The 11,944-nt window shown below is 69.2% G+C and carries 12 protein-coding genes; 5 read left to right on the top strand and 7 right to left on the bottom strand.

Going from position 1 to position 11,944, the window contains the following annotated elements; all coding sequences use genetic code 11:
- Window position 1: 1 nt before the first annotated feature.
- On the top strand, window positions 2–283 hold the full coding sequence (locus IMZ11_RS23325; RefSeq protein ID WP_061261370.1) for a metal-sensitive transcriptional regulator: 282 nt from the start codon (window positions 2–4) through the stop codon (window positions 281–283).
- Between the two features lie 83 nt (window positions 284–366).
- Here IMZ11_RS23325 and IMZ11_RS23320 read toward each other — a convergent pair whose 3' ends face one another.
- Together IMZ11_RS23320 and IMZ11_RS23315 are read right to left on the bottom strand one after the other, a co-directional pair.
- Entirely contained in the window at window positions 367–528 is a 162-nt protein-coding gene (locus IMZ11_RS23320) for a hypothetical protein (protein WP_228644480.1), read from the bottom strand.
- A gap of 224 nt (window positions 529–752) precedes the next feature.
- Window positions 753–2,132 (bottom strand): hypothetical protein, encoded by a 1,380-nt coding sequence (locus tag IMZ11_RS23315; RefSeq protein WP_228644479.1) that lies wholly within the window; start codon window positions 2,130–2,132, stop codon window positions 753–755.
- Between the two features lie 158 nt (window positions 2,133–2,290).
- On the opposite strand from IMZ11_RS23315, the gene IMZ11_RS23310 reads away from it, so the two are divergent.
- Both IMZ11_RS23310 and IMZ11_RS23305 read left to right on the top strand, forming a co-directional pair.
- Window positions 2,291–3,457: a mannosyltransferase family protein gene (locus IMZ11_RS23310; RefSeq protein WP_228644478.1), complete on the top strand. Its 1,167-nt coding sequence runs from the start codon at window positions 2,291–2,293 to the stop codon at window positions 3,455–3,457.
- Window positions 3,458–3,546: 89 nt separating this feature from the next.
- Window positions 3,547–4,542: an endonuclease/exonuclease/phosphatase family protein gene (locus IMZ11_RS23305; protein WP_228644477.1), complete on the top strand. Its 996-nt coding sequence runs from the start codon at window positions 3,547–3,549 to the stop codon at window positions 4,540–4,542.
- On the opposite strand, the gene IMZ11_RS23300 is transcribed toward IMZ11_RS23305, so the two are convergent.
- Complete coding sequence (locus IMZ11_RS23300; protein ID WP_228644476.1) at window positions 4,529–5,062, bottom strand: gamma carbonic anhydrase family protein; 534 nt, start codon at window positions 5,060–5,062, stop codon at window positions 4,529–4,531. The genes IMZ11_RS23305 and IMZ11_RS23300 overlap by 14 nt on opposite strands.
- Window positions 5,063–5,215: 153 nt before the next feature.
- Between IMZ11_RS23300 and IMZ11_RS23295 the strand changes: the two genes are divergently transcribed.
- Entirely contained in the window at window positions 5,216–6,223 is a 1,008-nt protein-coding gene (locus IMZ11_RS23295; RefSeq protein WP_228644475.1) for a DivIVA domain-containing protein, read from the top strand.
- A 258-nt stretch (window positions 6,224–6,481) separates the two neighbouring features.
- Here the strand turns inward: IMZ11_RS23295 and IMZ11_RS23290 are convergent, their stop codons facing one another.
- Both IMZ11_RS23290 and IMZ11_RS23285 read right to left on the bottom strand, forming a co-directional pair.
- The gene (locus tag IMZ11_RS23290) at window positions 6,482–7,234 is read right to left on the bottom strand and encodes a GntR family transcriptional regulator (protein ID WP_228644474.1); all 753 of its coding nucleotides are present in this window, start codon (window positions 7,232–7,234) and stop codon (window positions 6,482–6,484) included.
- Window positions 7,235–7,385: 151 nt separating this feature from the next.
- Window positions 7,386–7,928, bottom strand: a complete 543-nt coding sequence (locus IMZ11_RS23285) for a VanZ family protein (protein ID WP_228644473.1) — start codon at window positions 7,926–7,928, stop codon at window positions 7,386–7,388.
- 129 nt (window positions 7,929–8,057) lie between these two features.
- Between IMZ11_RS23285 and kynU the strand changes: the two genes are divergently transcribed.
- On the top strand, window positions 8,058–9,284 hold the full coding sequence (gene kynU / locus IMZ11_RS23280) for a kynureninase (RefSeq protein ID WP_228644535.1): 1,227 nt from the start codon (window positions 8,058–8,060) through the stop codon (window positions 9,282–9,284).
- 158 nt (window positions 9,285–9,442) lie between these two features.
- Here the strand turns inward: kynU and IMZ11_RS23275 are convergent, their stop codons facing one another.
- Together IMZ11_RS23275 and IMZ11_RS23270 are read right to left on the bottom strand one after the other, a co-directional pair.
- Window positions 9,443–9,847 (bottom strand): ClpX C4-type zinc finger protein, encoded by a 405-nt coding sequence (locus tag IMZ11_RS23275; protein WP_061261362.1) that lies wholly within the window; start codon window positions 9,845–9,847, stop codon window positions 9,443–9,445.
- A 693-nt stretch (window positions 9,848–10,540) separates the two neighbouring features.
- Window positions 10,541–11,542, bottom strand: a complete 1,002-nt coding sequence (locus tag IMZ11_RS23270; RefSeq protein WP_228644534.1) for an HNH endonuclease signature motif containing protein — start codon at window positions 11,540–11,542, stop codon at window positions 10,541–10,543.
- Between the last annotated feature and the right edge of the window lie 402 nt (window positions 11,543–11,944).

Genomic DNA, 11,944 nt, shown 5'->3' with positions numbered 1-11,944 from the left:
CATGCATGGGTACAGCGGTGACAAGCAGGCGTATCTCAAGCGGCTGCGCCGGATCGAGGGGCAGATCCGAGGGCTGCATCGGATGGTCGACGAGGACGCGTACTGCATCGACGTTCTCACCCAGGTGTCGGCGGCGACCCGTGCGCTTCAGGCGGTGGCTCTCGGGCTGCTTGAGGACCACATCGCGCACTGCGTCGCCCACGCGGTGAGCGAGGGCGGTCCCGCGGCCGACGAGAAGATCAAGGAAGCGTCGGCGGCCATCGCCCGGCTCGTACGCTCCTGAGCGGTGGGGGCTGGTTGACTAGTCCCGGAAAAGCAATCCCGGACCCCGTTGCCGGAGTCCGGGACCGTTTCTCGTGAATGCCTTCAGCAGCTCGCCGAAGTTCCCAATCCGAGCGCGTTGTCGAGTTCTTCCAAGGTCAGTCGGTCATCGCTGAAGTTGACGGCCTCCAGCACCTCCGCATAGAGCGCGATCTCGTCCAACGCGACACGGTCGTGGACCCGAGAGTCCAGGTCGTCGTGCCCCACCGCGTCGTCCTTCCTTCTGCAGCCCACACCCATCACGAGGTTACGTCCGGCCGCCTTTCCCCGACATGGCCCATCGGGACCATTCCTGAGGGCTGGTCCGCCCCCTACCACTAACCATTTCCCAGAATCTGAGATCACAATTCGGTTAATTTCGGGAAGGCGCCCGCACCCTTTGGTAAAAGCAGAGGATATTGCGTCTTCCTGGGATTCAGGTGAAGAAAGCGTCACCTGTGAAAGAGCCACCCGGACGCTGACTGATCGTCGAATTCATCGGTCACCGAGATCTCGGGAACGGCGTCGTCCCGCTGGTGCGTGAGGCACGCGACGACCGCCGAGGATACCGGGAATCCCCGCGGCGGCGGGGCCGTGCCCGTCAGCCGGCACCACGCCAGCCCGGTGGCGTACGCCGCTCCGAGCAGGGCGGCGGCCTCGTCCCTCCCGGAGGGCAGCAGGGCGGCGGGCAACTCGCCGGAGGCGGGCCAGCAGCCGCGCAGCGGATGGGCGGGATCGGTGAGCGCCACGTACAACGAGCGGCGCATCTCGTCGTCCATCCACGGATAGAGCGCGGCCACCACGCCCGGGGACACGACCGCGACGTCGGCGGCGAGCAGAGAAGCGGCCACCGCCCTCGGGTCGGCCCCCGTCGCGGCCACGTGGCCCAACGCCTCGACCAGGTCGTAGAACGTGTGCCGGAAATGCTCGCCCGGGGACGTCTCGGCGAGGGTCGCCATGACCAGATGCGGAGGGCACCGCGCCAGCCATGCCTGCCGTACGGCACCGGCCCGCGCGGCGGGCTCGTCCAGCCACGGCCGGGCGGCGGCCGGACCGGCCATGGCCAGGAGCGCGTCGGCTCTGGGCCGGAACCGGGGGTCGGCGCGGAGCGCCGTGGCGGTCTCGGTGACGAGCCCGGCCATCCGCCCCGCCAGCAGCGCTCCGGCCTCGCCTGGCCGGGCGAGCATCCGCTCCGTGTAGAGCGTCACGAGGGTGTCCAGGGGGACCGGCGGGAGCCATCGCACCCAGTCGTCTCCGGGCAGCGGCCGGGCCAGGAATTCGCCGAACAGCGACAGCAGCACCTCGTTGCCGTCGAAGGCGGGCGCGTACGCGCACCACATGATGGTGCCCCACACGGCGGCCACCGTGCCGGGCACGTCCGCCGCGAAGACGTCGCGGAAGCAGCTCTCGGGCAGCGGGAAGTCATCCCGGTGTCTCCGGCGGTGCGCCACCACCAGGGCCCTGATCCGCTCGGTGACGCCCTCGGGCACGTCCGGCCCGACGAACGCCTGGGTGGAGCCGCGCTCCACCGCGAAGTCGGGCCCGGCGGGGATGAGGAGATGGGGGATCCCCATCGCCGTGTGCGGCGGGCTGGCGGCCGAGCGAACCGCCGGTGACACCGGAGGCGCCGACAGATGCCACCGGCCGTCCACGCGGTCCAGCCGGTACCACCGGGCGTGCGCGCCGAACAACCAGCACGAGCCGTCCGGGGTCATCAGGGCCCGCCGCGCCATCGCCTGGGCCCGCGCGGGGACGGGCAGCGCCCCCCAGCGTGGATCGGCGACCATGGCGCGGACGTCCCGCTCGATCGCCGTGAAGCCGTCCCAGTGCACCCGGCAATGGTAGATCCCGCCGGCGACGGGACGGCGTGAAAGTTTCAGCCCGGAAAACGGGATGACCTGGGTAAATGACCTTGGTTTCGAGGGGCTGCGTGGTTTCCGTCCGCCATTCCCTTTGCACGGACGGTCCCGACGTACTTCCATTGGTCAACGTGACGGACATTCAGCAGGCGGAAGCCGTACCGGAATCCGACCCGGTGCCGGGCGGGACGCGGTTCGGCGGGCTCCGCCGGTTCCTCGGCCGGCCCGCCGACCGGACGGCCCTGCTGATCTGGTTCTTCTGGCACGTCGCCACGTACATCTACATGGTGCTCGCGGCGCCGGGCCGTACCGAGGCGCCCCTGCTCGACCGGCTGACGCCCTGGGACGCGGACAACTTCATCGCCATCGCGCAGTACGGCTACGACGGCGCGCCGGAGATGACGGACGCGCCGAAGCTGGTGGCGTTCTTTCCCGGGCTGCCGCTGCTGCTGCGCGACCTGCACTGGCTGATCCCCGACTGGAGCCTGTCCATCGTCCTGGTCTCGCTCGTGGCGAGCGCGGTCGTCGCGGTGGCGCTGTCCCGGCTGAGCGACTCCTACCGGGAGGGCACGGGCACCTGGACGGTCCTGGCGTTCTTCCTCAGCCCGTTCGCGGTGTTCCTGCTGGCGGGATACTCCGAGGCGCCGTTCCTCGCGCTGGCGATCCCCGCGTGGCTGCTCGCGCGCCGGGGCCGCTGGGCCGCCGCCTCCGTCTGCGCGGCGCTGGCGTCCTCGATCCGGGTCTCCGGGCTCTTCCTCGCCCTCGGCCTGGCCGTCATGTTCCTGGTCGCGGAGAACGGCAGGCAGTGGCGCAAGGTGGCCTGGCTCGCGCTGCCCGGCCTGCCGGTGCTGGCCTACATGCTCTATCTCTGGAACCGTACGGGCGACCTCATGGCGTGGAAGGCGGCCGAGGCGCAGTACTGGGGACGGTTCCCCGAGCTGCCCTGGACGGTGCTGCTCAACACCTGGAACAGGTCGGTCGACGAGGTCGCGCTGCGCACGTCGTACCAGGAGGAGATGCTGGCCGCGGGTGTGCTCGTGGCGCTCATCGTCTGGCGGCTGGTCCGCCGCCGGTGGGCTGACTTCGCCTATCTCGCGCCCCAGGCGGTGGCGCTGCTGGCGATGTCGTCGTTCTACATGTCCGTCGGCCGGGCGTCGCTGCTGTGGTGGCCGCTTTATCTCTCGGTCGGCATCGTGGGATCGCGCCGTCCCTGGGTGTTCATGGCGTACCTGTCGGTGGCCGCACCGATCATGGCCATCAATGTGGGAAATTTCACCACCGGTGCCTGGGTGGGATAAGAAGTCCTTTTTGCCGCAATCTATCCCTGTCTCGCTAGTATGATCACGTTTGCTACTCTAAGTAATCACGCGATTGTGGAGAGTGAGAGATGATCGGTACGAGCCGCTGCGGCATGGCGAGGGTTCTGGTCTCCGGTGTTCTGCTCGCCTCACCGCTCGTCGGCCCAGGTGGGGCGGCGGTCGCCGACGCGACGCTGACCTACCGAGTGAACGTGCTCACCTTCAATCTGTGCGGAGGCAACAACAAGCGGAACACCTGCGCGGAGGACCTCACACCGGAGCGGCGGAGGATCTGGGCCCCCCAGGTCTCCTCACTGATCAGGAGCAGGGACGTGGACGTGGCGTCCTTCACCGAGATGTGCTACGCCCAGGTCGGCCTGCTGCGGCAGCAGCTCCCGGACTACGACTTCGTCTGGTACGGCCTCGGCAGATCGGCCACGTGTCCCCGGATCTGGGGTGACATGACCGACGATCTCGCGGCGCCGAACGGCAGGACCGCCGGCATCGCGCTGGCCTTCAAGAACGGTGTCGTGGGCCCGCCGCTCCGGCGGCGACTCGTCGTCGACAACCCGTTCGGTGACCCCGCCGCGTCCCTGCATCGGCGCGGAGTGCTGTGCGCGCGCTCCCTGGTCGGCATGGAGTACGCCGTCGGCTGCGTGACGCACATCTCGGCCCTGGAGACCCCGCAGCAGGTCACCGGGCAGATCACCGACTGGGCGGGTGACACCCCGGTCATCCTCGGCGGCGACTTCAACCGCAAGCCGGAGCACGCCGAACTGACCCCGCTGTACGGATCGGGGCTGGGAACGGGGAACTACACGGAGGTCGACGCCGGACCCGCGGACCGCCTGAGCCGGGGGGGAACCCCCACGACCAGGGGCGGCCGGAAGATCGACTACATCTTCGCGACGCAGTCGGCCTACCGGAACGCCGGCGCCGAAGTGATCGACACCCAGCCGGAGCTCTCGGACCACCGGCCGCTGGCCGGCACGTTCACCGGGACCTTCGAGGGGAACTTCGCCCAGACGTTCGTGCAGACGTTCACGCAGCTGATCACCGAGGCGTTCGCGGTCACCCCGAGGTGAGCCGGGCGGCCGAGGCGTGGCGGCGCGCCTTGGCCATGTAGTTGTCAGGCGTACGGGCGAACGAGGCGCGGTCGGCGTCGGTCAGCTCACGGACCACCCGGCCGGGCACGCCCGCGACCAGCACTCCTGCGGGGATCCTCGCCCCCGGCGTGACCACCGCACCCGCGGCGACCAGCGTGCCCGCGCCGATCCGCGCGCCACCGAGGACGACGGCCCCGATGCCGACCAGCGCGCCCGTCTCCACGTGGGCGCCGTGCACCATCGCCTTGTGCCCGAGGCTCACCCTGTCCTCCAGGAGCGCGGGCTGGCCGGGATCGGCGTGCAGGCAGCACAGGTCCTGGATGTTGCATTCGGCGCCGACCTCGATCCGCTCGTCGTCGCCGCGCAGGACCGAGCCGTACCAGACGCTCGACCCGCGGCCGAGCCGTACGCGACCGACGATCACCGCGCCGGGCGCGACCCAGGACTCGGGGTGCAGGTCGGGGGTGGCGTCGTCGTCCAGAGCAGCGATGTACGGCATGGCGTCATGATTCCACGAACGCCCTCGTGAGCCCGGCGCGGAGGGCCGCTTTTCGGCAGGAGCTCGGGCGTTCGGGTTGCGAGGTAGGGCGGATGGCACCAGAGTCATGTCCTGACGTGCGTTACCGCCTCAATTCCAAACCCAGGGCTTGTCATGACGAATCAGACCGAGAACTTCCCCGACCTCTTGAGCGACGACTCCTTCGAAGTCGTGATGCGTGGATACAGCCGTCGGCAGGTCCATGACTACATGATCAGGACCCGGAACCAGATCAGAGACCTGGAGGAGCGGCTGGCTCGGACGATCGACCAGGCCGAGCAGGGCCGTCACGAGCTGTCCGAAGCGCGCCGCAGGCTGTCTGAGGCCCCGCAGAACCCCGATGAGCTGGGTGAGCGGCTGAGCCAGATCCTCAAGCTGGCGCACGAGGAGGCGGCGGCCAACAAGGAGGCGTCCCAGTCCGAGGCCCACAGGTTGGTCGACCAGGCCGCGGCCGAGTCCGACCGGATGGTCACGACCGCGCGTGAGCAGGCCGACTCGATCAGGGCCGCCGCCCAGGAGGAGGCCGAGCGCCGCGTCGCTGACGCCACCAGCGCCGCCGAGCGCCTGCTCGCACAGGCGGGCTCCGACGCCGAGGAGACCCTGGGCACGGCGCGCGCCGAGGCCGAGGACACCCTCCGCGCCGCCCGCGCCGAGGCCGACAGGCAGCTCACGGTCGCCCGCCTCGAGGCGGAGAAGCTGGTCGGAGACGCCCGTGCCGAGGCGCACTCGACGCTCACCGCCGCCCAGCAGCGGGTCGCCGCGCTGGACGAGCACACCGGCCGCCGGGTCGCCTATCTCACGGACACTCACACCGAGGTCATGCGCAGGTTGGGCGAGATCGGGTCGGTCCTGGGCGACCTGCTCCACAGGGAGAGCGCGTCGGGCGCGCTGATCGACGAGGCGGCGGTGCTGCCGCCGGCTCCGCAGGCCCAGCAGCTCGAACTCGCCCCGGCCGAGCCCGCGGTCGAGGACGACGAGGACATCCGCGTCATCGTGGAGGACGTGGCGGTCCAGGCGGAGGGTGGCCCGCAGCAGCACGTCGAGGACACGGACGTCACCACGGACGTCACCGTGGTCCGGGTCCAGAACGAGCAGAACGGCCAGCCCTCCCACCGGCAGTAGCAGCCGCCGGCGGTGGCACGGTTGGTTGGTGCCCGTGGAGGCGCCGTTGGGATGGCACCAGTGGCGACGCCCCCACGGGGGATCATGGAGGCGGAAGCCCCCGCCCCCGATCGGGTCGGAGGCTTCCGCACTCGTGGCCGGGGTCTGCCGCTTCCGGCTCGCGCCGGAGGCGGCTTCTTGACCTCTCCCACTCAAGGTGCGGGACATCTCTAGAGAAATCAATGATCGGGACAGTCAGGTCAACGTCACTTGCTTGACCTATGCGTCGAAGTCGTACTGGAGGACGTACGAGGCGGCGTCGAGGACCATCTCGTTGTGCTCGACCGGACGGCCCTCCGCCGTGTAGGCCGTACGGCCGATGGAGATGACGGGCGTGCCCGCGGGCAGGCCGAGTAGTTCTACTTCGCGCGGGTGGGGCATCCTGGCCCGGACCTCCTCGGTGAAGTGTGCCGGAGGGTGGCCGAGATCGCCCAGCCGGGCGTACACGCCGCCCGGGCCGGTGTCGGGGAGCACGACCGCCGTACCCTCGACCAGCTCGGCCGGGAAGTACGAGGCGGCGAGCTGGACGGGCCGGTCGTCCACGAGATAGCGGCGGCGCCGCACCCACACCTCGTCGCTGTCGAGTATGTGTCCTACCTCCTCGCTCGCCTGTTCCCGTTGGATCTGGACCTGATCGACCGTGTAGGCGCGGCCACGGGCGTCGGCGTCCCAGATGGCGCGGCCCTGCCCCCACTGCTCGCGGGAGAGCCGCCGGGAGCCATGCCTCCGGATCGGGCGAAACAACCGTACGTACACGCCGGAGCCGCGCCGGGGCACGGCCAGGCCCTCGTTGATGAGCACGGCGAGGGCCTGGCGGGCCGTGGCCCGCGCGATGCCGTACTCGGCCATGAGTGCGTTCTCTCCCGGTAGCCGATCTCCGTCGTGCAGTTCACCCGACAGGATCTCGCCGCGTAGCCTGTCGGCGATGCGCCGGTAGATCGGGAGTTCGTGCACCGGGGAGGATTCCGTCACGTTTGATCACCCTCTGTCACCAACGGGGGGTTAGCGTCTCCAGAGAACTTGCCCCGTCTTGTCCACGATCGCACAGGGAATGACGTTGGTCCCGTGCTTATTTTGAGTGGATCGTGCCCATGTGACGATCTCGAGGGATTATCGCGGTCCGTTACTGTGGAACGCTCCCGGCCGCTATCCGGCTCGCATGCCAACGCTGCGTCATGATCGCGGCGATGACGGCTCCCGCCGTGTTGAGCAGTACGTCGTCGATCGATGACACCCGGTCGAGGTGCAGGCCGTACTGGAGGGCCTCGACGGTGGCCGAGGCGGCGGCGGCGACGAGCGCCACGGTCCAGAGCCGGGCGAACCGCGCGGACCTGACGGGAAGCAGCGCGCCGAGCGCCGCGAACACCAGGAGATTGCCCCCGACCTGCACGATCACGGTTTCGGCGGGTGCCTGGAAGACCGCGGCGAGGTCACGGAAGGGGACGAGGTTGATCCCCTCGGTGTTGTGTCCCGGGGTGAGGATCATCCACAGCCAGGGGGCCGTTCCGGCGATCATGAGGACGTCCGCGTAGGCCGTACGAGCGGGATGGGGATGGCCGCGGGCCGCTCTCCGGCGGGCCAGCAGGTGGGCCGCGAGCAGCGTGACCGGGACCGCCAGCACGGCGGCCATGATGACATGACCCCACATACGCCACACGAGCCACATGACGGACATTCTGTGGGTGGTGACGGGAAGGTGGCGACCCGGCTACCCGGAGGTCGGATGACGGCTGGTTGTGTGCAACCGCCCATTTGGCGGTATTTCAGGAAACAACGACCAAACGAAGGAGTTCTGATCGTGGCCATCAGCCGTGCCGACTGTTACGCCCTCGACACCGAGGATCCGCTGCGGGACCTGCGGGACGAGTTCTCCCTGCCCAGCGGGACCACGTACCTGCTCGGCAATTCCCTGGGCGCGCTGCCGCGGCGTACGGCGGCCAAAGTGGCGCACACCGTGGAGACCGAATGGGGTCGTGACCTCGGCGCGAGCTGGAACTCCGCGGGCTGGTGGGATCTTCCGCAGTCCACCGGCGACCGGCTGGCGCCGCTGATCGGCGCGGGCCCCGGGGAGGTCCTCGCCGGGGACTCCACGTCCACGAACATCTTCAAGGTGATGGCCGCCGCGCTGCCGCTCCGCCCCGGACGGCGGGTGATCGTCTCGGACCTGGAGAACTTCCCCACGGACCGGTACGTCGTCGAAGGGGTCGCCAAGGCTCTGGGCGCGTACGAGATCAGGGACATCGGCTCCCTCGACGAGGCGTTGGACGACGACGTGGCGGCGGTCCTGCTCAGCCACGTGGACTATCGGACCGGCGCCCTTCGCGACATGGACGCGGTGACCGCCCAGGTGCACGCCGCCGGGGCCATCATGATCTGGGACCTCTGCCACAGCGCGGGCGCCGTCGCCGTCGACCTGCGTGCGGCCGACGTGGATTTCGCCATCGGCTGCACGTACAAATACCTCAACGGAGGCCCCGGCGCCCCCGCGTACCTGTACGTGGCCGACCGTCACCAGGACGCCGCGCACAACGTCATCTCCGGGTGGCACGGGCACGCCGCACCGTTCGCCTTCGAGCCGAACTACCGGCCCGCCGACGGAGTACGGCGGTTCGCCACCGGCAGCCCGCCGGTGCTCGCCTACAGCGCGCTGAACGCCTCGCTCGACATCTGGGACACCGTCGACATGGCGCAGGTCAGGGCCAAGAGCGTGGCCCTGACCACGCTGTTCATCGACCTGGTCGACGAACTCAGGCCCGACCTGGTCCTCGCCACCCCGCGTGACCCGGCCCAGCGTGGCAGCCAGGTGAGCTACCGGCACGCCGACGGCTACCCGGTGATTCGCGCGCTCATCGACCGCGGAGTCGTCGGCGACTACCGGGAGCCGGACATCATGAGGTTCGGCTTCGCGCCGCTGTACCTGCGCTACGTCGACGTGTACGACGCCGCCGCGACTCTGGCCGAGGTGCTCGACAAGGAACTGTGGCGGGACGAGCGCTATCAGCAGCGGCTGGCCGTGACCTGATCGGACTCCGTGTCCGCTGCTCGTGTCTCTTGTCACCGGCTCTCGGAGTCGGGCCCCGGAGTGCGGATCGGGGTTCGACTCCGGGGGCGGATCTGAGGTTCTGCCGGGGGTTTGCTCCGGGGTCTGCGCCGGCTTTCGGCGCCGACTTTCGGCGCCGGTTATCGGCGCTTGATGAGATCGGCCACGATGTCGCTGGCCAGTGACACGCAGGCGCCGCAGATCCGGCCCGCCTCGCCGTGCACCATCTGAATGCGTGGCCCGGGCGTCTGACGGCAGAAGGAGCAGGCCGCGTCGCGCTTCTTGCGGCGGTTCGCCAGATGGCGGCCAGCGAAGGGCGGGGTGAAACGCTTCCTGGCGGCCTGCTTCGAGAAGCCGAAGCGCTCTCCGATCACCGTCCAGGAGGCTCCGGCCTCTCGAGCCTCGCGTACGGCGAGATCGAGCAGGGCGTCCGTGTCACGGCTCAGCTCGGCGCTCAGCGTGATCGCGGCCGCGAGGGTCTCGAGGGGATCCGCAGGGTCGAGCGATCGTGACCGCGCCCGCGAGAGTAATTCAGATGGCTCCATGACTGACAACCTTAGGTTGTCATTCTAAGATCATCAAGAGCGAAGATCCACCGTACCGGTGTCGTATGGATGCATTGGATGCATGGGGATGCCGCCGGATCTCACTGCATGTCTCTGGATGTCTCCCGATGTCTGGATTGGTGGGGATGGATCGGGATGAGTGGGCCGCGTGGCCGCCCGTTCCCGAACACCGCACTCGGAGGCCGGCCACCGATCAGCCGTGTCAACAACCCTGCGGGTCAATACAGCTAGGCGGCAGTGTCCGCCGTGATCCAGCCGTGGGTTCCACTGGGGGCCGTGCCTGGGTGCGACAGCGACGCGGCTACCCGTGGAGGTTCTCCCACGAAGGACGTCTGAGCCGTTGTCACGCAGGTCATGGTCGTGCGCGGCGACGAGGTTCTGTTCGGCGGTGGGCGACGCAGTGGCCTCCGTTGAGATCTCGCGACCCACGATCAGCGGAGCTGCTCGGCCGCGCCCAGCTATTCGGCCATTTCCGACGGAACCCGCGCATTGCCACGTTGGTGAACTGCTTTCTTGCTGTCGGACACCCTGTTGGGGTGGTCAGACCGGGAGACCGTCCCCGTACTCGTCCGGACTACGGTAGCCAAGATCGTTGTGGAGTCCGAGGCGGCGGGAGAATGCGGCTGTCTGGACGTGCCGATCTCGCATGGCTGAACTCCGCAAGATCCTTCCCTAGAAGGGAGGGATGTCCTCGTCCGGTCCGGGTGCCGGTCCGGGTCGTGGGTCGGGTAATGGGCTGGGGGACGCTACAGGGGACGCGTCGTGCGATGTGGGGACGGGTTTGACGGGTGCGTCCCACCAGGCGGGTTCGTCGTTCCATGTCGGCAGGAACGGCACTTCGTCATTGGCCGGGTCGGTGATGCTGCCCGCGCCGTACCCGCTGATCGCAAGCCCGTGTGCTTCGCTTTCGCCTCCGAACCCGCTCACGATCTCCCTGTGGCCTCCGCCGCCCACCTCGCCGCCGATCTTCCTGCCGATCTGGCCGCCACCCTCGGGCCCGCTCGCTGGGTGGGTGTTGGCCGCTCCGCGCTCGTTGGGGCCGGTCCAGCCGTTGGGGGCGAACGGCTCGGGCATGGGTTCGATGATCGGCGGCGGCTGCACGGGATACTCGTGGCCGGTCCGGCTGATCCAGGTCACATGCCCGGGGCTGGTCTGTACGACCTGCCAGCCGTTGTCACGCAGGTCGTGGTCGTGCGCGCACGCGGCGGCGAGGTTGCGCTCGCTGGTGGGGCCGCCATACGCGTATTGGCGGGTGTGGTCCATCTCCGACCGGGTCGCAGGTGCACGGCATCCGGGATGGGAGCAGACCCTGTCGCGGATCTCGATCTGCCGCCGCAGTCCGGCTGTGGGGAACCGCCGCCGCTCATCCCCAGTAGCCGTCTGGCCGCCGGTGACCGCATCCCGCGCAGCATGGGCTGTAGCACCATGATCCGTAACCCCGCGAGCCGTAGCACCGCGAACTGCATAATCAGCGGACTGGGCGTCAGCGAAATGGGCAGTGCCGAGACCACTGGTGCCGCCGCCTTCGGCAGCCGGGGTGACGACACTCGCGCTCTTACCGCCGTTGTCGCCCCCGCCGCCACCATCACCATCGCCGTGGACGCTTCCGCTGCCATGGCCGTTTCGAGCGCTGGGCGGGGAGCCCTGCCCTGCGGCTTGGCCGTATTGGCGCATGATGTCGGCAATGACACCGGCCCAACCGCCCTGGGCGTAGATGTCGGCGTGCAACTCGTGCAACAGGGACAACGGGAGCTGGAGCTCGACGATCCCGCGACGGCGAACCGACGCGGATCTCCGGTGAGGATCCGTTTCCGGTTCGGTGTCCGGCTTGCGGGCAGGGGCCGCCCTTCTCTCGATCGCGCCTGGACCAGCACTCGCGGCCGGAGGGTTGGAAGCCGAAGCAGGATCGGACTTCCGCTCGCGGTTGGCAGTCGGGCACGAAGCAGAAGCAGGACTCGGATCAGCCGGACGGAATGGGGGCGTGGCCGCTGGATCAACCGGGCGAGATGCAGAAGAGGTGCCCGGTCCAGCCGGGCGGAATGGAGGGGTGGGTGCTGGATCTGTCCGGCGGGGCGC

It is taken from the genome of Microtetraspora sp. AC03309, from assembly GCF_020826795.1.
GTDB lineage: Bacteria > Actinomycetota > Actinomycetes > Streptosporangiales > Streptosporangiaceae > Microtetraspora > Microtetraspora glauca.
This window is presented reverse-complemented; position numbering and strand designations above follow the sequence as displayed.

Excerpts from the sequence above, each read along its gene's own strand:
- IMZ11_RS23325 (WP_061261370.1), top strand. The coding sequence starts at position 2 with ATGCATGGGTACAGCGGTGACAAGCAGGCGTATCTCAAGCGGCTGCGC.
- IMZ11_RS23305 (WP_228644477.1), top strand. The coding sequence starts at position 3,547 with ATGATCGGTACGAGCCGCTGCGGCATGGCGAGGGTTCTGGTCTCCGGT.
- IMZ11_RS23300 (WP_228644476.1), bottom strand. The coding sequence starts at position 5,062 with ATGCCGTACATCGCTGCTCTGGACGACGACGCCACCCCCGACCTGCAC.
- IMZ11_RS23295 (WP_228644475.1), top strand. The coding sequence starts at position 5,216 with ATGACGAATCAGACCGAGAACTTCCCCGACCTCTTGAGCGACGACTCC.
- IMZ11_RS23285 (WP_228644473.1), bottom strand. The coding sequence starts at position 7,928 with ATGTGGCTCGTGTGGCGTATGTGGGGTCATGTCATCATGGCCGCCGTG.
- IMZ11_RS23275 (WP_061261362.1), bottom strand. The coding sequence starts at position 9,847 with ATGGAGCCATCTGAATTACTCTCGCGGGCGCGGTCACGATCGCTCGAC.
- IMZ11_RS23270 (WP_228644534.1), bottom strand. The coding sequence starts at position 11,542 with ATGCGCCAATACGGCCAAGCCGCAGGGCAGGGCTCCCCGCCCAGCGCT.